At 71.2% G+C, this 22,590-nt stretch carries 21 protein-coding genes; 12 read left to right on the top strand and 9 right to left on the bottom strand.

The window, feature by feature from the left end; all coding sequences use genetic code 11:
• The 6 genes from AB0A95_RS12345 to AB0A95_RS12370 all read right to left on the bottom strand — a co-directional run.
• The coding region (locus AB0A95_RS12345) for an adenylosuccinate synthetase (RefSeq protein ID WP_357555757.1) at positions 1 to 509 on the bottom strand (509 nt) is incomplete at its 3' end.
• On the bottom strand, positions 506 to 1,465 hold the full coding sequence (locus tag AB0A95_RS12350) for a hypothetical protein (protein WP_357555758.1): 960 nt from the start codon (positions 1,463 to 1,465) through the stop codon (positions 506 to 508). The genes AB0A95_RS12345 and AB0A95_RS12350, both read right to left, overlap by 4 nt.
• Positions 1,466 to 1,474: 9 nt before the next feature.
• Positions 1,475 to 2,446 (bottom strand): serine/threonine protein kinase, encoded by a 972-nt coding sequence (locus AB0A95_RS12355; protein ID WP_357555759.1) that lies wholly within the window; start codon positions 2,444 to 2,446, stop codon positions 1,475 to 1,477.
• The gene (locus AB0A95_RS12360) at positions 2,443 to 3,195 is read right to left on the bottom strand and encodes an NUDIX domain-containing protein (RefSeq protein WP_357555760.1); all 753 of its coding nucleotides are present in this window, start codon (positions 3,193 to 3,195) and stop codon (positions 2,443 to 2,445) included. The genes AB0A95_RS12355 and AB0A95_RS12360 overlap by 4 nt, the downstream gene beginning before the upstream one ends.
• Before the next feature lie 81 nt (positions 3,196 to 3,276).
• On the bottom strand, positions 3,277 to 4,089 hold the full coding sequence (locus AB0A95_RS12365) for a MaoC/PaaZ C-terminal domain-containing protein (RefSeq protein WP_357555897.1): 813 nt from the start codon (positions 4,087 to 4,089) through the stop codon (positions 3,277 to 3,279).
• A 140-nt stretch (positions 4,090 to 4,229) separates the two neighbouring features.
• On the bottom strand, positions 4,230 to 5,588 hold the full coding sequence (locus tag AB0A95_RS12370) for a 3-oxoacyl-ACP reductase (protein ID WP_357555761.1): 1,359 nt from the start codon (positions 5,586 to 5,588) through the stop codon (positions 4,230 to 4,232).
• Between the two features lie 55 nt (positions 5,589 to 5,643).
• Here AB0A95_RS12370 and AB0A95_RS12375 point away from each other — a divergent pair, with 55 nt between their 5' ends.
• From AB0A95_RS12375 to purB, 5 genes are all read left to right on the top strand, one after another.
• Positions 5,644 to 6,936, top strand: a complete 1,293-nt coding sequence (locus tag AB0A95_RS12375) for an acetyl-CoA C-acetyltransferase (protein WP_357555762.1) — start codon at positions 5,644 to 5,646, stop codon at positions 6,934 to 6,936.
• A gap of 275 nt (positions 6,937 to 7,211) precedes the next feature.
• Complete coding sequence (locus AB0A95_RS12380; protein ID WP_357555763.1) at positions 7,212 to 7,499, top strand: hypothetical protein; 288 nt, start codon at positions 7,212 to 7,214, stop codon at positions 7,497 to 7,499.
• A gap of 203 nt (positions 7,500 to 7,702) precedes the next feature.
• The gene (locus tag AB0A95_RS12385) at positions 7,703 to 8,245 is read left to right on the top strand and encodes a UTRA domain-containing protein (RefSeq protein WP_357555764.1); all 543 of its coding nucleotides are present in this window, start codon (positions 7,703 to 7,705) and stop codon (positions 8,243 to 8,245) included.
• Positions 8,246 to 8,257: 12 nt separating this feature from the next.
• Positions 8,258 to 8,986: a GntR family transcriptional regulator gene (locus tag AB0A95_RS12390; protein WP_357555765.1), complete on the top strand. Its 729-nt coding sequence runs from the start codon at positions 8,258 to 8,260 to the stop codon at positions 8,984 to 8,986.
• Positions 8,987 to 9,065: 79 nt separating this feature from the next.
• The gene (gene purB, locus AB0A95_RS12395) at positions 9,066 to 10,490 is read left to right on the top strand and encodes an adenylosuccinate lyase (RefSeq protein ID WP_357555766.1); all 1,425 of its coding nucleotides are present in this window, start codon (positions 9,066 to 9,068) and stop codon (positions 10,488 to 10,490) included.
• Positions 10,491 to 10,669: 179 nt separating this feature from the next.
• Here the strand turns inward: purB and AB0A95_RS12400 are convergent, their stop codons facing one another.
• Positions 10,670 to 11,233, bottom strand: a complete 564-nt coding sequence (locus tag AB0A95_RS12400; RefSeq protein ID WP_357555767.1) for a YbjQ family protein — start codon at positions 11,231 to 11,233, stop codon at positions 10,670 to 10,672.
• A 24-nt stretch (positions 11,234 to 11,257) separates the two neighbouring features.
• Positions 11,258 to 11,941, bottom strand: coding sequence for a trypsin-like serine protease (locus AB0A95_RS12405; protein ID WP_357555768.1), 684 nt, complete (start codon positions 11,939 to 11,941; stop codon positions 11,258 to 11,260).
• 356 nt (positions 11,942 to 12,297) lie between these two features.
• Here AB0A95_RS12405 and purS point away from each other — a divergent pair, with 356 nt between their 5' ends.
• From purS to AB0A95_RS12425, 4 genes are all read left to right on the top strand, one after another.
• Entirely contained in the window at positions 12,298 to 12,561 is a 264-nt protein-coding gene (purS, locus tag AB0A95_RS12410; protein ID WP_184180400.1) for a phosphoribosylformylglycinamidine synthase subunit PurS, read from the top strand.
• Entirely contained in the window at positions 12,558 to 13,241 is a 684-nt protein-coding gene (gene purQ / locus AB0A95_RS12415; protein WP_357555769.1) for a phosphoribosylformylglycinamidine synthase subunit PurQ, read from the top strand. Before purS ends, purQ begins: the two co-directional genes overlap by 4 nt.
• A 67-nt stretch (positions 13,242 to 13,308) precedes the next feature.
• Positions 13,309 to 15,978, top strand: a complete 2,670-nt coding sequence (gene purL / locus AB0A95_RS12420) for a phosphoribosylformylglycinamidine synthase subunit PurL (protein ID WP_357555770.1) — start codon at positions 13,309 to 13,311, stop codon at positions 15,976 to 15,978.
• Between the two features lie 4 nt (positions 15,979 to 15,982).
• A complete protein-coding gene (locus tag AB0A95_RS12425; protein WP_357555771.1) occupies positions 15,983 to 16,738 on the top strand; it encodes a 2-phosphosulfolactate phosphatase in 756 nt (251 codons plus the stop codon).
• 203 nt (positions 16,739 to 16,941) lie between these two features.
• Here AB0A95_RS12425 and AB0A95_RS12430 read toward each other — a convergent pair whose 3' ends face one another.
• Complete coding sequence (locus AB0A95_RS12430; protein ID WP_357555772.1) at positions 16,942 to 19,050, bottom strand: hypothetical protein; 2,109 nt, start codon at positions 19,048 to 19,050, stop codon at positions 16,942 to 16,944.
• A 161-nt stretch (positions 19,051 to 19,211) separates the two neighbouring features.
• On the opposite strand from AB0A95_RS12430, the gene AB0A95_RS12435 reads away from it, so the two are divergent.
• From AB0A95_RS12435 to purM, 3 genes are all read left to right on the top strand, one after another.
• Complete coding sequence (locus AB0A95_RS12435; RefSeq protein ID WP_357555773.1) at positions 19,212 to 19,565, top strand: sterol carrier family protein; 354 nt, start codon at positions 19,212 to 19,214, stop codon at positions 19,563 to 19,565.
• A 166-nt stretch (positions 19,566 to 19,731) separates the two neighbouring features.
• A complete protein-coding gene (gene purF / locus AB0A95_RS12440) occupies positions 19,732 to 21,270 on the top strand; it encodes an amidophosphoribosyltransferase (protein ID WP_357555774.1) in 1,539 nt (512 codons plus the stop codon).
• A gap of 59 nt (positions 21,271 to 21,329) precedes the next feature.
• Positions 21,330 to 22,484 (top strand): phosphoribosylformylglycinamidine cyclo-ligase, encoded by a 1,155-nt coding sequence (gene purM / locus AB0A95_RS12445; RefSeq protein ID WP_357555775.1) that lies wholly within the window; start codon positions 21,330 to 21,332, stop codon positions 22,482 to 22,484.
• Positions 22,485 to 22,590 lie beyond the last annotated feature (106 nt).

Genomic DNA, 22,590 nt, shown 5'->3' on the forward strand with positions numbered 1-22,590 from the left:
CGGCTGACCGGGTCCGCGTGATCAACGACTACGACGACCAGGGCGCGCCGGTGCCGGCCGACGCGCCCGCCCAGGGTGAGGCGCTCGCCGAGCCCGCCCACCCCCAGCCCGCAGGAGCCGTGCCGGTCGGCGCCCCGGGCGAGTTCCCGGGCCCGGTTGGCGGCCCGGTGATACGGCGTGGCGAGCAGCGCGTCGCCGTCGACGGTCAGCCGGTCGAGCGCGTCGGGCACCCCGACAGTGGCGAGGTGGTCGGCCTCGGCGGCCAACGCCAGCGGGTCCACCACCACGTGCCGTGACAGGTGGGTACGAACCCCGGGGTGGAAGGTGCCGGCCCCGAACTGCGCGAACGTGTGGTGCCGTCCGTCGCGCAGCACGACGTTGTGTGCCGCCTGCGCGCCCCCGTTGAAGCGGACCACTGTGTGCACCGGGCGGGTGGCGCAGAGCCAGTCCACCACAGTGCCCTTGCCGGCGTCGCCGTAGCCGAGGTCGACCACCGCCACGTGCCTCACAGCCGCGTCACCCCGCCGGTGGTGTCGGTGAAGGCGGGCAGCGTCGACACCTCGGCCCGCCGCCCCCGGCCGAGGCGGGCCAGGGCCTTCGACACGGTGCCGGTGGCGGCCGAGCCGGCGTGGTCCAGGTGGCGCAGGCCCTCGTCCAGGTCGATGGCCTGCTCGCCGAGGCCGATGGTGAGCGCGATGGTCTCGCAGACCGCGTCGAGGTCGTCGAGCACCACGGCGTTCTGGCCGAACAGGTCCCGCCAGAAGTCGAGCACCTTGGCGTTGCCGGCGTAGTGGCTGCCGGCGGGGAGCAGGTAGTAGGTGTCCCAGCGGCGGGTCACCTCGTCGACGATCTGCCGCAGCGGCACGTCCTCGGTCAGGTCGTCGCCGATCAGTTTGGCCACCTCCCGGGTCTTCACCTGCGGGTACGCCAGCTCGTCGCCGATGATGAACAGGTAGCCGCGCCGGCCGCGCCTGTCCCAGTTGTCGGTGGCGGTGTGCCGGGCCATGAAGTACATGGCCAGCTCGTACGACTCGCTCATCTGCCCGCCGCCACCGCCCTCCAGCACGATCCGGCCGAGGTCGTCGTCCATCCGGTTGTCCGACTCGAACTGCCCGACCTGCAACGGCACCCGGTCGCAGGTGGCGTCGCCGATCGCGCCGAACATGATCTGCGGGTCGCTGGCGTACCCCTGCCGTTGCAGCAGCCCGAGCAGCTGCGGCAGCTTGGTCTGTAGGACGCGCGGCACGTTGCGCATCGAGCCGGTCACGTCGAAGAGCACCGCGACGGGGGTCGACTGCGGGTGCTCGTCGGAGTCGCGGCTCTCGCGCATCGCGCCGCGCGGGTCGAGCGCGGTGTGCACAGTGCGCGCTCCGCTGTCGCTGTAGGAGAACGCGCTGCGGCCGGTGGTGCGCCGGTAGCGGTCGGCGGCGTCGTACACGTCGGTGGACCAGATTCCACTGCCCATGACAGCTCCTTAGGGGGTGAGGGTGAAGGGACGGAAGGTGCGCGGCCCGTAGAGGCGGTCCAGCACCCTGTCGAGTTCGCGCAGCAGACGCCAGGCGTCGGCGGGTCGGGCGTGCAGGGACCGCTGCCGGCAACCCCGCGCGAAGGCGTGCAGCTCGCGGGGCGCACGCGACCCCATCAGCCAGCTCATGCAGCGGCTGGCCATCGCGATGTCGGTGCCCGGTCCGGCGGGCCGCTTGCCGGTGACCTCCTCCGGGTACCAGTCCTCCTGGCCGGGCACCAGCGCCGGGACCGTGCCGCCGACGGGGGCGGAGAAGCACCAGTCGACAAGCACCACACCGTGGGCGTCCGGCTCGATCAGCACGTGTCGGGGCAGGACCGCGCCGTGCACCAGGCCCGCCCGGTGGGCCAGGCCGAGCACCACCAGCAGCCGTCGCCACATCCAGGCCACGTCCCGGGCGTCCAACCCGTCGGGGTACGCGTGCCGCACCTCGTCGAGGTTGTGCAGGCCGGGCGCGGTGGCGATGACGTTGATCCGTCGTTCGGCACCGGACGCGGTGTCGCGGTGCGGGAACTCGTCGACGAGCCGGGGCACGTACGGCAGGTAACGCGGGTCGCCGCGCTCGGCGATGGTGCGCAGGGCGTGTGCCTCGCGGGCCATCAGATCGTTGTCGGTGGGCCGTCGGGGGAGCTTGAGCAGCCGATCGTCGCCGACGTCGTAGAGGTCGGCCAGGTCACCCGAGTGGGCCGGCGTGCCGAGCCGGTAGTCGCCGAGGACGGTGACCTGCCGGGCCTGCCACCTGGTGGTGACGTGGATGAACGCGTCGAGGGCTTCGGCGCGTACCGTCGGGTCGGCCGGCAGGCGGTCGGGGTGCAGGGCCGCGACCAGCTCGCGGTAGCGCCGGGCCGGCTGGTCCGTGCCGAACAGGTCGGCGTCGGTGCGGGCCGCCGTGACCAGGTCGATTGCCGCCGCCGTCCTCATCGCACCGTCTCCTCGCGGGCGGGGCGCAGCAGCGCCGGGTGCAGCAACCTGGCGTCGCCGGCCCGGTAGAGGCGGGCGCGGGGGCCGCCCCGGGAGCCGCCGCGCTCGGTGCTGGCGCCGGTGCTCTCCACGAAGCCGGGCACGGAGAGCACCTTGCGGTGGAAGTTGCCGGCGTGCAGGGGGTGACCCCAGACCGTCTCGTAGACGGTGCGCAGCTCGCTGATCGTGAACTCGGCGTCGAGGAAGCGCGTGGCGAGCGGCGTGTATTCCAGCTTGGACCGGGCCCGCTCCAGCCCGTCGTCGATGATCCGGCCGTGGTCGAAGGCGAGCTGTCGGCTGGTCAACGCGGTGACCGGCAGCCAGATCGCCGCGTCGGCGTCGGTGCCGGCGGCCGGGTCCGGCAGGTCGGGGGCGAACGCGAGGTGCGCGATCGAGACGACACGCATCCGCGGGTCGCGGTCGGGGGCGCCATAGCTGCCCAACTGCTCCAGGTGTACGCGACGCAGCCGCTCGCCGCCGAGCCCGGTCTCCTCGGCCAGCTCCCGTCGGGCGCCGGCGGCCAGGTCCTCGTCGGGCTGGACGAAGCCGCCGGGCAGCGCCCAGTGCCCCGCGAAGGGCGGCTGGCCGCGCTGGATCAGCAGCAGGTGCAGTGCTCCGTCGCGGATGGTCAGCGCCACCACGTCGACGGTCACGGCGACCGACGGGTAGGCCCGTGGGTCGTACGCGGCCAGGAACTCCTGCTCGTTCATCAGCGTCTCTCTCAGGTTGAGAACATCTCGCTCTGAGAACAACTTAACGCATGAGGGCGTCCCTGCCAAGCCCGGACATCGTCAGCGCAGGAAACCCACCAGGTGCGGTCGGCCGCGCGGGTCGTGCAGGGCGAACCCGCCGTCCGGCAGCACTGCGAAGTCCACAGTGCTGGGCAGCGGGACGGGAGCCTTGAAGGCGACCTCGACGGTGTAGGCGTCCGGCAGCCGGTTCTCCAGGGCGGCGAGGCAGCGCGCCTTGCTCCACATGCCGTGCGCGATCGGCCGGCGGAAGCCGAACAGCCGCGCACCGAGCAGCGAGGTGTGGATCGGGTTGTGGTCCCCGGAGACCCGCGCGTACGTCGTGCCGACCCGGGAGCCCACGGGCCAACGGGCCGTGGCGGCCGGTGCGTCGGGGCGTGTGCTCCGCTCGCCCCCGCCGGCCTTGCGCTCGCGACCCAGGTAGGTCGAGACACCCTCCCAGACCGTCTCGCCGTCGACCGAGCCCAGCAGCACCACGTCCACCTGCCGCCCCCGGTCGTGCGGGCGCGGGTTCTCCGCGTACGTCGTGAAGTCGAGAGTCTCGTCGGCGCTGATCGGGCGGCGCAGGGTGATCCGGTTGCCGATGTGGACCAGGCCGGTCAGCGGGACGGGAAACTCCGGCTCGGTCATCAGCCGCAGGGCCAGCGGGAAGCCCAGGACGTGCGGGAACGTCGCGGGCAGCCGGTCGGTGAGCCGGAAACCGCAGACCCTGCCGTACGCGGCCAGGTGCGTCCGGTCGACCCGCACCCCGCGTACGACCAGCTCGGCCGGCAGGCCGGACCCGCGCCGCCAGCCGCCGAGACCCGGCAGCGCGCCGAGCACCGCCCGCCGGTGGGCCGCCCCGGTCGCCGGCATCCGAGCCAGTTCGACCCGGGTGCGACCATCGGACTCCGGCTGAAGTGCTCTGGCTCGCGTCTCCGCCGACAGCGTCTCCGTCGGGCCGTCGATCAGCTCGTGCAGCGAGAGGTCGTCGTCCGGCTCCCTCCGAGCGCCCATCACGCCCCCAGCAGGCTCTGGCCGCAGACCCGGACCACGTTGCCGTTGACCGCGCCGCTCGCCGGCCAGGCCAGCCACCCGATCGTCTCAGCCACGTCCACCGGCAACCCGCCCTGGGCCAGGCTGTTCATCCGTCGGCCCGCCTCGCGGACCACAAGCGGGATGCGGGCGGTCATCCGGGTCTCGATGAAGCCGGGGGCCACCGCGTTGACGCTGATCCCCCGCCTGCGCAGGGTCGGGGCGAGCGCATCGACCAGGCCGATCACGCCGGCCTTGCTTGTGGCGTAGTTGGTCTGCCCCCGATTGCCGGCGATCCCGGCGATCGAGGAGACGCCGATGATCCGACCACCGGCCGGAATCAGCTCTCGCTCCAGCAGGACGTCGTTGATCCGCTCCTGGCTGGAGAGGTTGACGTCGATGACCTGGTCCCACCCGTCGGCGTCCATCCGGCCGAGCGTCTTGTCCCGGGTGATGCCGGCGTTGTGCACCACCACGTCGACCCGGCCGTGCCGGGTGGCCAGGTGGTCGGCGAGGCGGGTCGGCGCGTCCGGCGCGGTCAGGTCGAGCTGCACGGCCGTGCCGCCGATGTCGTTCGCCACCGCGGCGAGGGCGTCCCCGGCGGCCGGGATGTCCAGGGCGACCACCTGCGCGCCGTCGCGGGCGAGGACCCGGGCGATGGCCGCTCCGATGCCCCGGGCCGCGCCGGTGACCAGCACGACCCGCCCGTCCAGCGGGCGGTCCCAGTCGGCCGGGACGCTCGCCGCGTCGATGCCGATCCGGATGACCTGCCCCGAGACGTACGCGGAGCGGCCGGAGAGGAGAAAACGGACTGTCGATTCGAGGCTCGTGAGCGTGCCGGTGCCGTCGATGTGGCGGGTCGCCTGGACGAGCTGGGCGGTGGTGCCCCGGCCGAACTCCTTGCCGATGCTGCGCACCAGCCCCTCCAGGGCGCGCTGGGCTGTCGCCTCGCGCCGAGTCGCGGACTCCCCGGGCGGCGTGCGGAGCACGATGACCCGGCCGCTGGGCAGCAGCGTGCGGGCGTGCGGGTGGAAGAAGTCGTAGACCTGACGCAGCTGGGTCGAGTCGGTGATCCCGGTGGCGTCGTACACCAGGGCCCCGAAGCGGTCCTGCGGTGCGGCGGTGGTGGTGTCGCGCAGCTCGACCCCGGCGGTGGTCAGCATCGTGGTGAGCGGCTCGACGAGCCGGCCGCCGGTGGCCGCGCCGAGCAGCGCTGGACCGGGCAGCAGCGGGTCGCCGGGGTGGTGCCGGCGCAGTCGGGGCGGGTCGGGCAGCCCGAGGCGCTTGACCAGCGCGCGGCCGGCAGCCGATCGGACGAAGCTCGCGTACCTGTCGGTCATGCGCGTAGCCTACTGGCGAGTAGGGTTCGAGCAACACGTGTCGAGGAGGCGGATCGTGCAGAGCATTCGGCGGGTCGCGGTCATCGGGGGCAACCGCATCCCCTTCGCCCGGTCCAACTCCCGCTACGCGGACGCGTCCAACTCGGACCTGCTCGGCGCCGCGCTGGACGGTCTGATCGCCCGGTACGGGCTGGCCGGCCAGCGGGTCGGCGAGGTGGTGATCGGGGCGGTGCTCAAACACTCCCGCGACTTCAACCTCGCCCGTGAGGTGGTGCTCAGCTCCCGGCTCGACCCGCACACCCCGGCGTACGACATCCAGCAGGCCTGCGGCACCGGCCTGGAGGCGGCCATCCTGGTCGCCAACAAGATCGCCCTCGGCCAGCTCGACGTGGGCATCGCCGGCGGTGTGGACACCACCTCCGACGCCCCGCTCGCGGTCAACGAGGAGATGCGCCGCACGCTGCTCAAACTCAACTCGGCCCGCACCCTCGGCGAACGGCTCAAGGTCGCGGCGAAGCTGCGCCCGCTGCAACCGTTCAAGCCGGAGATCCCGCGCAACGCCGAGCCACGGACCGGCCTGTCCATGGGCGACCACGCCGCCCGCACCGCCCTGCGTTGGCAGATCGACAGGCGGTCCCAGGACGAGTTGGCGCTGCGCTCACACCAGCGCCTCGCCGCCGCGTACGACAGGGGTTTCTTCGACGACCTGATGACGCCCTACCTGGGGCTGACCCGCGATGGGAACCTCCGCCCCGACACCAGCCTCGACAAGCTCGGCTCGCTCCGGCCGGTCTTCGGCACCCGCGGCCCGGACGCCGAGCACGCGACGATGACTGCTGGCAACTCGTCGCCGCTCACCGACGGGGCGTCCACAGTGTTGCTGGCCAGCGAGGAGTGGGCCGCCGCGCACAACCTGCCGGTGCTGGCCTGGTTCAGTTGGTCGGAGACGGCGGCCGTCGACTTCGTGCACGGCGACGAGGGGCTGCTGATGGCCCCCGCGTACGCGGTTCCCCGGATGCTGGCCCGAGCCGGGTTGACCTTGCAGGACTTCGACTACTACGAGATCCACGAGGCGTTCGCGTCCCAGGTGCTGGCCACCCTCGCCGCCTGGGAGTCGCCGGAGTTCTGCAAGGACCGCCTCGGCCTGGACGCGCCCCTGGGCGCGATCGACACCGACCGGCTCAACGTCAACGGCTCGTCACTGGCCGCCGGGCACCCCTTCGCCGCCACCGGCGGGCGGATCGTGGCGACCCTGGCCAAGCTGCTTGCCGAGAAGGGCAGCGGGCGCGGGCTGATCTCGATCTGCGCGGCCGGCGGCCAGGGAGTGACAGCGGTCCTGGAACGCTGAGCCGTGTCTCTTTAATTGAGGCACGGGGACCGAACCCGAGCCACACCAGGGTCGATTCACGACCGGCGGAATCGGGTCCAACCGAGAAAGCGGGCGTGTAGTTCGTCGGCAGGAGGATGCGAGAGGTCGACGGCCGCGTCCGCCAGATGTAGACCCAGGTACAACGCCAGCGACAACCGGTCATGTGCGTACTCGATGAGCAGCCGGCGCCGACGGTTCGGGCACGGCCACTCCTGTCCGCAGCCGGCGCAGGTCCAGGCCGGCCGGACGGGCACGTGCGGCATTGGAGCCTCACGATTCGCCGGCCGCGCGGCGGGTCGAACGCGAAGGGCAGCCAGGCGCACCAGCACCCGACGCTGACGCGGGCCGGTCGGCCCGCCCAACTCGATGCCGCGCAGGTGAATCCAGACGCCGTCGCTGTGCCGTTCGCGCCGACCCACCTCGATCACCCGCAGAACCAGCCGGCCCAGCCCGTAGCAGTAGTGCTGCTCGTCAACCGCGACGACATCACCTACCCGGACAGCGGGTGGTCCATGGCGGATCATGGCGCGATCCGGCCGTGAGTGAAGCGGCGATAGGCGCTCATCTCGCGCTCCTGTCAGCGATGTACGGGCACACGGCAGCTCCACGGGACCGGCGGGGGAAGTGCGGGCCAGTGAGACAACCTTACTGCCATACGCGTAAGGCATCAAGGTGCGAATGTCGGCCTGCGGGGATCTACTGTGGGGGCGAAGTGCTGGGCCTGGGTGAGGCGAAGGAGCGGATCTTGAGGAACCTCGAATGGATCAGTGTCTCCACTCCCTACGTGACGCCGAGACTGCCCGGTGCGGCCGAAGCCTGGGGAGCGGAGGCCGCACAACACGGCGGAGTGGGCACGCAGCGTCTGCTCGACGTCACCGAGATCGTTCCGACAGCGGAATTGGCCGAGGCGCTGCAACTCGACGCCGGTGCGCCGGTCATCCAGCGCCGCCGACTGATGTTGCTGGATGAGCGGCCGGTGGAGCTGACCACATCTCACTATCCGGCCACCATCGCTCGCGGCACCGGCCTTGCCGAACTGCGCAAGATTCGCGGTGGGGCGGTTACTCTGCTGGCGGAATTGGGGTATCGGCCGCGACGGGTGAGTGAAGACGTCTACACGCGGCGGGCAACCGATGCGGAGCGGTCGCTACTTCAACTGCGCGACGACGACTGGGTGCTCGGGCTGACTCGCGTGCTCAGTACCGACGACGGGTTGCCAGTCGAGCTGAGCGTGATGAGCATGACTGCCGAAGGTCGTCGCCTCCGGTACGAATCGTCGATCGCTTAGGGGAAGCCCGTCTTGGCTCGCAGGAGCGACGATCGGCCTCGGCACGAGCAGATCGCTGCCGACATTCGGGCGCGCATCATGGCTGGTGAGCTGCCGTCCGGATCGCAGTTGCCATCGACAGCACAGTTGATCAATCAGTACTCGGTTGCGAACGCGACAGTGCAACGAGCCCTCGCCGCGCTGAAGGAGGAGGGATATCTCCACAGTCGGGTGGGCAAGGGGGTCTACGTACGGGATCGCCAGCCGTTGGTCATGGAGGTCGACGCCTACGTCCCGCCCTCCCTTGGTGGGTACACCTACCAGTTGCTCGACGTCGCCGAGGTTCGACCGCCCGCCGATGTGGCACTGGCACTCGGTGTCGCCGACGACGAGCCCGCCATCCTCCGCCACCGCCTGCTCTCGTACGACGGTGAGCCGGTGGAGGTGTCGTGGTCGTACTATCCGGTCTCGATCGGCCGAGGCACCGTGATTTCCGCACGCCAGAAGCTCGTTGGTGGCGCTCCTCGGGCGCTGGCCGAACTGGGGCACCCGCAGCGAGACCTCGTCGACCGACTGTCCGTCCGAATGCCGACCACCCAAGAGCTGGAGATCCTCTCGCTGCCACCACAGGTGCCGGTGATCCGCCAGTTTCGGGTGGTCCGCTCGGTGCATGGGCAGCCGGTCGAGGTGTCGATCCTGATCAAGGGCGGCCATCTGCATGAGCTGCGATACCAGCAGCAGATCCGGCCTGAGAGCGGCTAGCGGCAGCCGACGTCCCTGGCGGCCTCGGCAACCCGGGCCGGTCCCGATGTCGACAAGCGGGTGCGGGACAATGAGGTACGTGACGACGATCCCCAACGTGCTGGCCAACCGGTACGCCTCGCCCGAACTTGTCGCCCTCTGGTCTCCGGAGGAGAAGGTCCGGATGGAGCGGCGGCTCTGGCTCGCCGTACTCCGCGCTCAGCGCGACCTCGGTGTGGCCGTGCCGGACGGCGTGATTGAGGCGTACGAGCGGGTGCTCGACCAGGTCGACCTCGCCTCGATCGCCGAGCGGGAGCGGGTCACCCGGCATGACGTGAAGGCCCGGATCGAGGAGTTCAGCGCGCTCGCCGGGCACGAGCACGTGCACAAGGGGATGACCTCGCGGGACCTCACCGAGAACGTCGAGCAGCTTCAGGTGCGTGCCTCGCTGGAGCTGATCCGGGACCGGGTGGTGGCCACCCTTGTCCGGTTGGGCTGGCTGGCGTACGAGCACTCCGAGCTGGTCATGACCGGCCGTTCGCACAATGTGGCGGCGCAGGCCACCACGCTGGGCAAGCGCTTCGCGTCGGCGGCGGAGGAACTGCTCATCGCGTACGAGCGGCTGGAGGAGCTGATCGCCCGGTACCCGCTGCGCGGGATCAAGGGACCGGTCGGCACGTCCGCCGACCAGCTCGACCTCTTCGACGGCGACGCCGACAAGGTGGCCGAGCTGGAGCGCCGGGTGGCCCAGCACCTGGGCTTCTCCCGGGTGCTGGACAGCGTCGGGCAGGTCTACCCGCGCTCGCTGGACTTCGACGTGCTGGCCGCGCTGGCGCAGACCGCCGCCGCGCCGTCGTCGCTGGCCACCACGATCCGGTTGATGGTGGGTCAGGAGTTGGCCACCGAGGGCTTCAAGCCGGGTCAGGTCGGCTCCAGCGCGATGCCGCACAAGATGAACACCCGCTCCTCGGAGCGGGTGAACGGCTTCGCGGTGATCATCCGGGGTTACCTGTCGATGGTCGGCGAGCTGGCCGGTGACCAGTGGAACGAGGGGGACGTGTCCTGCTCGGTGGTCCGCCGGGTGGCCCTGCCGGACGCGTTCTTCGCCGCCGACGGGCTGTTCCAGACGTTCCTCACCGTGCTCGACGAGTTCGGCGCGTACCCGGCGGTGATCAATCGGGAGTTGGAGCGGTTCCTGCCGTTCCTGGCCACCACCAAGATCCTGGTGGCGGCGGTCCGGCGTGGTGTCGGTCGGGAGGCCGCCCACGAGGCGATCAAGGAGCACGCGGTCGCGGTTGCCCTGGCGATGCGCGAGGCGGGCTCGCCGGAGAACGACCTCTTCGACCGCCTGGCGGCGGACAGCCGACTCGGCCTGTCCCGCGCCGACATCGACACCCTGGTAGCCGACCGCACCGCCTTCGTGGGTGCCGCCCAGTCCCAGGTGGAAGCGGTAACCAGCCGCATCACCAAGGTAGTCCAAACCCACCCAAACGCCGCAGCCTACTCCCCACCCCCCATCCTCTAACCCCCACCCCCACCCCCACCCCCACCCCCACCCGCCCCCCGGCCCCCCACCCCCGCGTTGATCATGGAGTTATTGCTGCGACACGCCGGTGCGTAGGGCAATAACTCCATGATCAACGCGGGTGGGGCCGGGTGGGGCGAGCCCCGGGGCCGGGTGGGGCCGGGCCGGGGGTGGGTGGGTTAGTCGCCGGTTGGGGTTTCTGCTGCTGTTCTGAGGTTGGGGGCGCTTGCTGGTTCGGCGATGCCGCCGGGGGACTCCGTGAAGCCCGCGACCTCCGCGGTCTCCGCCGCTACCGCCGGCTGGTCGGCCGGCATGACCTCGGGCATCTTGGGTACGGCGACCACTGCCGTCCCGTAGGCGCAGATCTCCATCCACATCTCGCCACAGTCGCGGCTGTCGAAGCGCATGCCGATCACCGCGTTCGCGCCGAGCCGCAGGGCCTCCTCGCCGAGCCGGGACACCGAGTCGGTGCGCCAGCGGGTCAGGTTGTCCGGGGCCATCGGGTCGTACGCGCCACCGCGCAGGTTCTTGACGCCCTCGCGGTACGGGTTGCGTGTCCTGGCCATCGAGGACACCACCTCGCCGAGGATCTGGCGGATCTCATAGCCGGGCAGTTGCTCTGTCGTCACGACCAGCACGGTTCCGATGCTGTCAGGAGTGGCGCGACCCGATCGGGTGCATTGTTCACCTGATCGGATGCTGCAAAACAGCGCGGCGCGGACGGCCGACACGGAGCCGACCATCCGCGCCTCGTGGGGCGCTAACCGTCAGACACCGGCCACCGAGGTGATCCAGGCCCGGTTGTACGCAACGCTGCCGTAGTTCTGGATGCTGTAGCCGTCGGCGGTGGAGGCGACGCCGACCTGCTGGCCGTTGTAGAACTGGGGGCCACCCGAGTCGCCCCGCCAGGCGTTACCGCTGATCTCGGTGCTGCGGATCGCCTGCCCGCCGTACGCGTCGGTGACGCTGTTGCTTGTCACCCGCACGGTGGCGGTCTTCAGTTGGCTGGACGCGGAGCAGCCGCTGTAGCAGGTCATGCCCCAGCCGTAGATCGAGTTGGTCGAGTTGATGGGCGGGTTGCTGCTGGCCAGGGTGACCGTCGAGGTGCTGACGGTGCTGGAGAGCCGCAGGAGGGCGAGGTCGTTGCGGGTGTAGGTGGCGCTGACCGTACGGGTGACTCCTCCCGAGGCGCGGTAGACGCTGCCGACCCGGACCGACATGGTGCCGTTGACGCAGTGCCTGGCGGTGAGCACCCACTGCGCGGCGATGACGCTGCCGGAGCAGGTGAACGAGCCGTTGCTCAGCACCGCGGCGGCCCAGGGCGCGGACGAGACGGTGTTGCCGCCGATGATGGGTTGCGGGCCGGGCGGTGCGGCGGACGCGCCGGACGCGACGCCGAGGGTGCCGATCAGGGCGGTGCCGAGCACGGCGAGCAGGGGACGGATGCGCATCGGGTGGACTCCTTGGGCGGGGCGGACCCGGGGTCGCCGGGTGCGGAAGGGCGACGGAGGGAGGTCCCCGCCGTCACCTAAATCGACCTACGTCGATGTACGATAGGGCCCGGGGCCATCGTTATCAAGATGGTGATCGAGATGGATCAATGTAACGATTCGGCTACCCGCAGCGCCATGTTTGTCCTGCTGAGGCCGCCTGTCGCGCTCCCTGGGTCACCCTGGGCGCCGGTTATGTCGATCACTGCCTGAACTGCGGGCGGCCGGTGCGGGCGCGGCGATATCTGCCAGGTACGCTGGCTGCGCTCGCCCGTTGTGGGTCGGCACCCAACTGCGTACACAGTCAGGAGTGCCCAGTGCCTCGCGTCGTCGTCGACGTCATGCTCAAGCCCGAGATCCTCGATCCGCAGGGCCAGGCCGTCGCAAACGCGCTGCCCCGGCTCGGCGTCGGTGACGTCGCCTCGGTTCGGATCGGCAGGCGGATCGAGATCGAGTTCACCGGTGAACCGGACCTGGACCGCGCTCGGGAGATTGCCGACAAGTTGCTCGCCAACCCGGTCATCGAGGACTTCACCATCCGCCTGGTCGAGGCCGACGAGACCGCGGACGCCCGCTCGTGACCGCCCGGGTCGGTGTGGTCACCTTCCCCGGCTCGCTCGACGACGGGGACGCGGCACGAGCCGTCCGGATCGCCGGTGCCGAGCCGGTCCGGCTCTGGCACGGTGACCCGGATCTGCACGGGGTGGACGCGGTAGTGCTGCCCGGCGGCTTCTCCTACGGTGACTATCTGCGCTGCGGCGCCATCGCCCGGTTCGCCCCGGTGATGGAGACGATCGTGGACGCCGCCCAGGGTGGCCTGCCGGTGCTCGGCATCTGCAACGGCTTCCAGATCCTGTGCGAGGCGCACCTGCTGCCCGGCGCGCTCACCCGCAACCAGCACCTGCACTTCCGCAACCGGGACCAGGTCCTGCGCATCGAGTCGGCCGGCACCGCGTGGACCAACGCGTTCCAGCCCGGCCAGGAGATCCTGATCCCGGTCAAGAACGGCGAGGGTTGCTACGTCGCGGACACCGCGACGCTGGACCAGCTCGAAGCCGAGGGTCGAGTGGTGGCCCGGTACGTCGGCGGCAATCCCAACGGGTCGCAGCGCGACATCGCCGCGATCACCAACGCCGCGGGCAACGTGGTCGGCATCATGCCGCACCCCGAGCACGCGGTGGAGGCGCTGACCGGTCCCTCGTTGGACGGCCTCGGCTTCTTCACGTCGGTCCTCAAGCACCTGGTCGGGGCGCCGGCATGACTGGCGACACGATCATCGGTCAGCTCAACCGCCGGCCTGGCGGGCGCGAGCGCAGCGAGGAGAGGTCATGACCACCCATCCGGACCCGGTACGCGACACGCCTGAGGCGTACTCCGCCCCGGCGCAGCCGGCCGAGCCGAGCCCGGCGCAGCCCGTCGCTCCGACGGCCGCTCCCGCCCAGTTGGCCGCTGCCGTCTGGACCGAGGGCGTGGACACTGTGCCGCGCGCCGGTGGCACCCCGGGCGAGCTCCAGCCGTACACCGAGCTGGGTCTGCGTGACGACGAGTACGACCGGATCCGGCAGATCCTCGGCCGTCGGCCCACGCAGTCCGAGCTGGCCATGTATTCGATCATGTGGAGCGAGCACTGCTCCTACAAGTCGAGCAAGGTGCACCTGCGCCAGTTCGGTGAGAAGGCCGTGCACAGCGACCGGCTGCTCGCCGGCATCGGTGAGAACGCCGGTGTCGTGCAGGTCTCCGACGAGCTGGCGGTGACCTTCAAGGTCGAGTCGCACAACCACCCCAGCTTCGTCGAGCCGTACCAGGGTGCGGCGACCGGCGTCGGCGGCATCGTCCGGGACATCCTCGCCATGGGTGCCCGCCCGGTCGCGGTGATGGACCCGCTGCGTTTCGGCGCCGCGGACCACCCGGACACCGCCCGGGTGCTCACCGGCGTGGTCGCCGGCGTCGGCGGCTACGGCAACTGCCTCGGCCTGCCCAACATCGGTGGTGAGTTGGTCTTCGACCCCTCCTACCAGGGCAACCCGCTGCTCAACGCGCTCTGCCTGGGTGTGCTGCCGGTCGAGCGCCTACAGAACAAGGCAGCCGCTGGCCCGGGCAACGTTGTCGTGCTGATGGGCGCCAAGACGGGCCGGGACGGCATCGGCGGCGTGTCGGTGCTCGCCAGCGCCACCTTCGACGAGGGCAGCGAGGCCCGCCGGCCCGCCGTACAGGTCGGCGACCCGTTCACCGAGAAGCTGCTGATCGAGGCGTGCCTCGAGTTGTACGACGGCCAACTGGTGGTCGGCATCCAGGACCTCGGCGGCGCCGGCCTGACCTGCGCGCTCACCGAGACCGCCGCCGCGGCCGGCACCGGCATGCGGGTCTGGCTGGAGCGGGTGCCGCTGCGCGAGCCCTCGATGGACCCGCACGAAATCCTGGCCAGCGAGTCGCAGGAGCGGATGCTGTTGGTCGTCGAGCCGGACAAGCTCGACGCGGTGCTCAAGACCTGCGAGAAGTGGGGCGTGCTCGCCACCGCGATCGGCGAGGTCACCGCACCGGAGCCGGACGGCCGCCCCGGTCGACTGCTGATCACCTGGCAGGACCACCTGGTCGTCGACGTGCCGCCCGGTTCGCTCGTCGACGACGGCCCGGTCTACGCCCGGCCGATGCGTGAGCCGGCCGACCTGATCCTGCTCCAGGCCGACCGGGCCGAGACTCTTCCCCGCCCGGCCGACCCGGAGGCGCTGCGGGAGACAGTGCTGCGCATGATCGCGTCGCCCAACCTGGCCGACAAGACCTGGGTCACCGAGCAGTACGACCGCTACGTGCTGGGCAACACAGTGCTCGCCCAGCCGGAGGACGGCGGCGTGATCCGGATCGACGAGCGGACCGGGCTCGGCGTGGCGCTGTCGGTCGACGGCAACGGCCGGTACACCCGACTCGACCCGTACCACGGCACCAAGCTGGCCCTGGCCGAGGCGTACCGGAACGTGGCGGTGACCGGCGCGAAGCCGATCGCCGTGACCAACTGCCTCAACTTCGGCTCCCCGGAGGACCCGGGCGTGATGTGGCAGTTCGCCGAGGCCGTGCGCGGCCTGGCGGACGGCTGCGTGGAGTTGGGCATCCCGGTGACCGGCGGCAACGTCAGCTTCTACAACCAGACCGGCGCGGCGGCCATCCACCCGACCCCGGTGGTCGGTGTGCTTGGCGTGCTGGACAACGTCGCCGACCGGGTGCCGATGGGCTTCGTCCCGCGGCCGGGTGGCGATCACGACCAGCTCTACCTGCTCGGCGAGACGAACGTGGAGCTGTCCGGCTCGGAGTGGGCCTGGGTCACGCACGAGCACCTCGGCGGCATCCCGCCGCAGGTCGACCTCGCGCGGGAGAAGGCGCTCGCCGACCTGCTGGCCGAGGCGGCCCGCGTCGGTCACCTGGCCTCCGCGCACGACCTCTCCGACGGTGGCCTCGCCCAGAGCCTCGTCGAGTCCTGCCTGCGGCGCGGCGTCGGTGCCCGCATCGCGGTGCCGGAGCAGTTCGCCGAGGGCTCGATGCCGTTCGTCTACCTGTTCAGCGAGTCCGCCACCCGGGCGCTGGTGTCGGTGCCGCGAGGCCACGACAAGGCGTTCGCGGCGCTCTGCGCCGAGCGGGGGGTGCCGTTCGAGCTGATCGGCGTCACCGACCCGACCGGCGGCGCACTTGAGGTGCACGGCCAGTTCCGGATCGACCTGGACGAGCTGCGCAGGGCGCACACCGAGACGCTGCCCCGCATCTTCGGGGGCTCGGCGGCCGTCGAGGTGCCCGCGCCGGCCGCCGGTGTGGCGGGTGCGGTCGAAGCCGTACCGCTGCCCGTCGCTCCGGCCCAGCCGATCGACCCGGCCGAGGTGCTCTCCGAGCCGATCGCGTCCTCGGGGCCCTCCCCGGCGGCCGGCGCTGTCGAGCCGATCGGTCCGGCCCAGCCCGGTGGGTCGTCCGAGTCTGACACCGGTGTCACCGCGCCGTCGCCTGACGAGCGCTGAGGCGTTGGCGGCCGCCGTTTACGGCCAACCCGGCTCCGGTGCGCGGTTCGACTGGGGGCTGACCGGGGCGGCCGAACTCGGCCGGGTCTGCGCGGCGTTGGTGGTGGTGGACGTGCTGTCGTTCACCACCGCCGTGGAGGTTGCCGTCGCCCGGGGTATGCGGGTACACCCGTTCCCCTGGGGTGAGCAGGCCGCCGAGTACGCGGTGCGCGTCGGCGCGGTCGCGGCGGTGGGCCGACGGAGGGTGACCGCGGAGCATCCGTGGTCGCTCTCACCCGCCGCACTGAGCACGGCTCCGGTGGTGGCGGACCTGGTGCTCCCCTCGCCGAACGGCTCCGCCATCAGCGCCGCCGCCAGTGCCACCGGCCTGCCGGTGGTCGCGGCGTGCCTGCGTAACGCACCGGCCGTCGGGCGTTGGCTGCGCCGCCAGGGGTACGGCACAGTAGACGCCCCGATCGGCGTGATCGCGTCCGGGGAGCGGTGGCCGGACGGGTCGTTGCGCCCGTCGGTCGAGGACCAACTCGGTGCCGCCTCGGTGCTCGACGCCCTCTCCGGCGTACCGGGCAGGTTGTCCGTGGAGGCGGCCATGGCACTTGCCGCGCTGGCGAGCACTCCGGACGTGCCCGCCGCGGTGCGCGGGAGCGTTTCCGGGCGGGAGTTGACCGAGGGCGGCTTCGCCGACGACGTGGACGTCGCCGTCCGGGTGGGCGTGTCGGACGTCGTGCCGGTGCTCAGTCAGGGCGTCTTCGCCGCCGCCTGAGCGGCGACCAAGCCGGGCAGTGCCGCGTGGGCTGGGGCTGATCAAGCCGCGCCGCGCGGCGGGTTGGTGCTGATCAACTCGGGTTTCATGAAAGCGCGGTGCCCAGGCGTGTTGGACACCGCGACTTTCTTGACCACGAGTGGACCTTGGATGCGAAACGGCCACCCGGAACTCCGGGTGGCCGTTTCGTGCGGTGTGGTCGGTCAGTCGTCCAGCCAGTCGAGGCGTCGACCGCCCCGGTCGGTCTGCGGCGGGGTCTCCGGCCGCGCCCGCCCGGCCGGCGGCTGACCGTAGCCGCCCTGCTGCTCGTAGCCGCGGTCGTCGTAGCCGCCGCGCTGCTGTGGCGGCGGCTCCTGACCGTAGGTGCCGCCCTGCTCGTACCCGCCGGCCTGCTGGCCGCCGTAGCCGCCCTGCTGCTCGTAGCCGCGGTCGTCGTAGCCGCCGCGCTGCTGCGGTGGGGGCTCCTGGCCGTAGGTGCCGCCCTGGTCGTACCCGCCGGCCGGTTGGCCGCCGTAGCCGCCCTGCTCGTACCCGCCGGCCTGCTGGCCGCCATACCCTGCGGACGGCTCGGGTGCCCGACCGCCATACGGAGCCGAGTCGGGCTGGCCGTACCCCTGGCCCTGTTCCGGCTGGTAGACGCCCGTGGCGTACGGATCTGCCGGTGCCGGGTACTGGGTGTTGTCGCCGGTGTAGCGGCCGGTCGGCTCGTCGTACCGTTCGCCATAGGGCGCTCCGCCGGCGGGAGCCGGCGGGTAGGCGGCGGTCCCCGCCGGGCCGTTGTAGTCGCGGCTGCCGTAACCGCCGCCGGAGGCCGGCGCGTTGCCGTAGCCGGCGCCGGAACCGGGCGCGTTGCCGTAACCAGCCCCGGAACCGGGCGCGTTGCCGTAGCCGCCACCGGAGGCCGGGGCGCCGCCGCCGTAACCAGCGCCGGAACCGGGAGCGGCACCGTAGCCCTCACCGGCGCCGTAGACGCCCTCGGAACCGGCCGGGGTGCCGTAGCCGCCGCCGGAGGCGGGAGCGTTGCCGTAACCGCCACCCGACGCCGGTGCGTTGCCGTACCCGCCGGCCCCGTACCCGCCGGGTGCCTGCTCGTCGCCGTACCCGGCGCCGCCCCAGCCCTGCTGGCCCGCACCGCCGTACGCCTGCGCCGGCGCACCGTACGGATCCGGTGGGACGTCGTCGACCACCGGGCGGTGCATCATCGTCGGCGCCTCGCTCAGCGCCGCGCCGCCGACCATTGTCGGGTCCGCTCCGCCACCGGGTCGGCCGCCGACCATCCGGGTCTGGTCGTCGGGGCCGCGGAAAGCGCCCCGCGACGGCGGCACCACACCGCCGCCACCAGCCGCGGCCGGGGCGTCGTCGTCATCGCCGCCGCTCTCCCTGCGCTTCATCCAGAGCATCACGATCGTGCCCACACCGGCGGCCACCAGCAGACCACCGAGCAGAATGACCAGGTACGGGCCGCTGCCGCCGTCGTCGCTGTTCGAGGCGTTCGCCGGAGCGCCAGGGCTGGCGTCATCGGTGGCCTGGTCCTCCGCACCCTCGTCGGCCGACTCCTCGGTGGGAGTGGGGTCGGCGGTGGCGGACGGCGTGGCGCTGGGCGTCACCTCGACCTTGATCGCGAGGCTGATCCGTTGGCCGGTGATGGCCTGCCCGGCAGCGGCGGTCAGCGTCTTGCGGGCCTGCACGTTGTCGAAGGTGGCACCCAGGTCGATCCGACCCGGCGCGATCGGCTTGTCCGTGGTGCCGGTGAAGCGGAAGTTGCCGCTGCCGTCGCTGGTGGTGTCGAAGCGCTTGCCGGTGCTGTCCAGCAGCATGACCACCGCGTTCGGCACCGCCTTGCTGTCGGCCTGGACGACCACCTTGCCGGAGATCGACTGCACGGTCTGCACCTGCGGCGGAGCGGCCTTGGCGGCGAGGTTGACAGTGGTCGAGCCCTGCCCGTTCCCGATTCCGGCACTGGCCTTGACGGTGATGCGGGCGGACCCGTTCGAAGCGTCGTCTGCCAACTTGAACTTGGCGGTGTAGGTCTTGGCCTCGGTTACGTTCCCCTGCGAGCAGCCCTCGATGCACTGGAGCTTGGAGTTGTCGGAGCTGACAGTCACATCGGCGGGCACCACCGGGTCGTCGAAGCTGAGCGTGTAGCTCACTGTCGTCTCGCCGCCCGCCTGGACGGTGCCTGGCGAGGCTGAGACGTCGGTGACCTTGGGAGCGGCCAGCGCTGGTGTGGCGGGGACGGCGAGCAGAGCGCCGGCAACCAGCGCTACGACCACACCGGCCCGCTGCTTCCAGGCATATCGGTGTGTTGACACGTCCACCGCCTTCCGGGCTGACTTCCCTCTGGCCGGCGGGGCGCCGGGCCGGGGATCATCACGGTACGAATACGCCGTCGGCAACTATGCCTTGTCCGACTGGATCGGCGCGACCCAGGGCCGACGTCAGGTGCGCGACCTGCGGGTCGTATCGTCCCGTCGTGTCCTCTCCGCACAGTAAGTCCGCTGCCGTTGCGGCGGCGTTGTCGGCGCTCGACGAGGGGCATACACCCGAACGGCCGGTGTTCCGAGAGGCGGTCCGGTCGCTGTTGGCCATCCTCGCGGAGCGCGCCCCCGGCCGATCGGTGGAGGTGCGCGTCCCACCATACGGTGCGATCCAGTGCGTACCCGGCCCTCGACACACCAGGGGAAATCCGCCGAACGTGGTCGAGATGGCTCCGGCGACGTGGTTGGAGCTGGCCACCGGGCGGATCGGCTGGGCGGAGGCGGTCACCGAGGGTCGCGTCCAGATGAGTGGTGTCCGGGCGGACCTCTCTGCGTATCTGCCCCTCTAGTTGTCCGATGTCGCACTCACCGTGACGCTCGGCATGGGAAACGTGACTATCTGTGTCGACGGCCATTCGCGTACACTGTCAGGCGATGACAGTGGTCCCGGCAGACGAGTGTGGATCCGCCCGTGATCCCGCCCAGCCGGTCCAGACCAGCATGAGGGAGCGGTAGGTGCCCCGAGGCGACGGCCGGCTGAGCCACGACCTTGACCCCCAACGACCTGGCCCCCAAGACGCCTGTGGTGTCTTCGGCGTCTGGGCGCCCGGCGAAGAGGTCGCCAATCTGACCTATTTCGGCCTCTACGCCCTACAACACCGCGGCCAGGAGGCGGCGGGCATCGCGGTGAGCGACGGCTCCGGCGTGGTGGTCTACAAGGACCTTGGCCTGGTGGCCCAGGTCTTCGACGAGCCCACCCTGGCGAGCCTGCGTGGCCACCTGGCGATCGGGCACGCCCGTTACTCCACGACCGGCGCGTCCAACTGGGAGAACGCCCAGCCGACGATCCGGTCCACCACCTCCGGCACGACCATCGCGCTGGCCCACAACGGCAACCTGGTCAACACCGCCGAGTTGGAGAAGGAGGTCGCCGACCGCGGCCTCGTCGCGGACGGTTCGACAAACGACACCTCGCTGGTGACGATGCTGCTCGCCGGCCGACCGGATCTGTCGGTCGAGGCGGCCGCACTGGAGGTGCTGCCGCAACTGCGCGGCGCGTTCAGTTTCGTCTTCATGGACGAGACGACCCTCTACGCGGCCCGTGATCCGCACGGTGTGCGCCCGCTGGTGCTCGGCCGGCTGGAGCGCGGGTGGGTGGTGGCCAGTGAGACGGCCGCGCTGGACATCGTCGGTGCGAGTGTGGTCCGCGAGGTCGAGCCGGGCGAGCTGATCGCGATCGACGAGAACGGGCTGCGCTCGACCCGGTTCGCCGCGCCGGAGCCGAAGGGTTGCCTCTTCGAGTACGTCTACATCGCCCGCCCCGACGCCACGATCGCCGGGCGCAACGTCCACGCGGCGCGCGTGCAGATCGGTCGGCAGTTGGCCAAGGAGCACCCGGTCGAGGCCGACCTGGTGATCCCGGTGCCGGAGTCGGGCACCCCGGCCGCGATCGGCTACGCGGAGGCGTCCGGCATCACCTACGGTGCCGGCCTCATGAAGAACCCGTACGTGGGCCGTACCTTCATCCAGCCGTCCCAGACCCTGCGCCAACTCGGCATCCGCCTCAAGCTCAACCCACTGCGGGAGAACGTCCGGGGCAAGCGGTTGGTGGTCGTGGACGACTCGATCGTGCGCGGCAACACCCAGCGCGCCATCGTCCGGATGCTGCGTGAGGCGGGGGCGCTGGAGGTGCACGTGCGGATCTCCTCCCCGCCGGTCAGTTGGCCGTGTTTCTACGGCATCGACTTCGCCACCCGGGCGGAGCTGCTGGCCAACGGGTTGGACAACGACGGCATCCGGCGCTCCATCGGCGCCGACACGCTGGGCTATGTCTCGCTTCCTGGCCTGATCGCCGCGACCGAGCAGCCGAAGACCCGGCTGTGTCGGGCGTGTTTCGATGGGGAGTACCCGATTGAGCTGCCGGCCGGCAACCTGATCGGCAAGCACGTGCTCGAAGGAGTGGGCCGCCGGGTCGCCACCTCGGCACCGGAAGCACCGCACGCCAACGGCTCGTTCGTCGCCACTCCGGGTGGCGTTACCGCAAACCGCCCGTAGCACCAACCGGCGCGGCCCGGCCACCGCCGGCGCGGCACCGAGAACCAAAGGGGAGAACCGTGACGCACGTGTCCGAGCGCAGCGGCGCAGGAAGCAGCCCGACGGGCGCCGGCGGCGACCGACAGCCCTGGACGGGCGGTGCCGGCCGGCAGGCTCGCAAACGCTCGGTCTCGTACGCCGACGCCGGAGTCTCCATCGACGCGGGCGATCGCGCGGTGGAGTTGCTCAAGTCGAAGGTGCGCGAGACCCGGCGCCCCGAGGTGATGGGTGACCTCGGTGGGTTCGCCGGCCTGTTCCGGCTGGACACGAAGAAGTACAAGAGCCCGATCCTGGCGTCCTCCACCGACGGGGTGGGCACCAAGCTGGTGATCGCCCAGCAGATGGACATCCACGACACGGTCGGCATCGACCTGGTCGCGATGGTCGTGGACGACCTGGTGGCCTGTGGCGCCGAGCCGCTGTTCCTGCTCGACTACATCGCCACCGGCGAGGTCGTGCCGGACAAGGTCGCCGAGATCGGCGCGGGCATCGCCGACGGCTGCCGCTACGCCGGCTGCGCGCTGCTGGGCGGGGAGACCGCCGAGCACCCCGGCGTGCTCCGCCCGGACGAGTACGACATCTCCGCGACAGGCGTGGGAGTGGTCGAGGAAGCCGACATCCTCAGCCCGGAGCGGGTCGAGGTGGGTGACGTGGTGATCGCCATGCGCTCGTCCGGCCTGCACTCCAACGGCTACTCGCTGGTCCGGCACGTGCTGCTCGGCGCGGCTCGGATGCGACTGGACATCGTGATCGACGACTTCGGTCGGCAGCGCACCCTGGGTGAGGAGCTGCTCACCCCGACCAAGATCTACGCCAAGGACTGCCTGAAGCTGATCGCCGAGGCCGAGGTGCGGGCGCTGTCCCACATCACCGGCGGCGGCATCCCCGGCAACCTGGTCCGGGTGCTGCCGGAGCACGTCGACGCGGTGGTCAACCGGTCCACCTGGAAGCCGCAGCCGATCTTCGACCTGATCCAGTCGAAGGGTCGCATCGACGACCACGACATGGAGTCGACCTTCAACATGGGTGTCGGCATGTTCGCGATCGTGTCTGCCGAGGACGCTGACCGGGCGCTGGCCACGCTGACCGGCCGCGGGGTCGAGGCGTGGCAGGCCGGCGAGATCATCGAGGGCACCGGCAACGTGCAGATGGTCGGTCAGCACACCCGAGGTTGAGCACGCGCTGGCGATCGTCCGGGCACCTGATCAGGGCTTCACCCAAGTGGCCAATGCCGCCTAGCCTGAAGGGCTCAGGCTAGGCGGAGGAGGGTGATGGCTGCTC

Origin of the sequence: Micromonospora sp. NPDC049230, from assembly GCF_040647875.1 — a bacterium.
Classification (GTDB): domain Bacteria; phylum Actinomycetota; class Actinomycetes; order Mycobacteriales; family Micromonosporaceae; genus Micromonospora.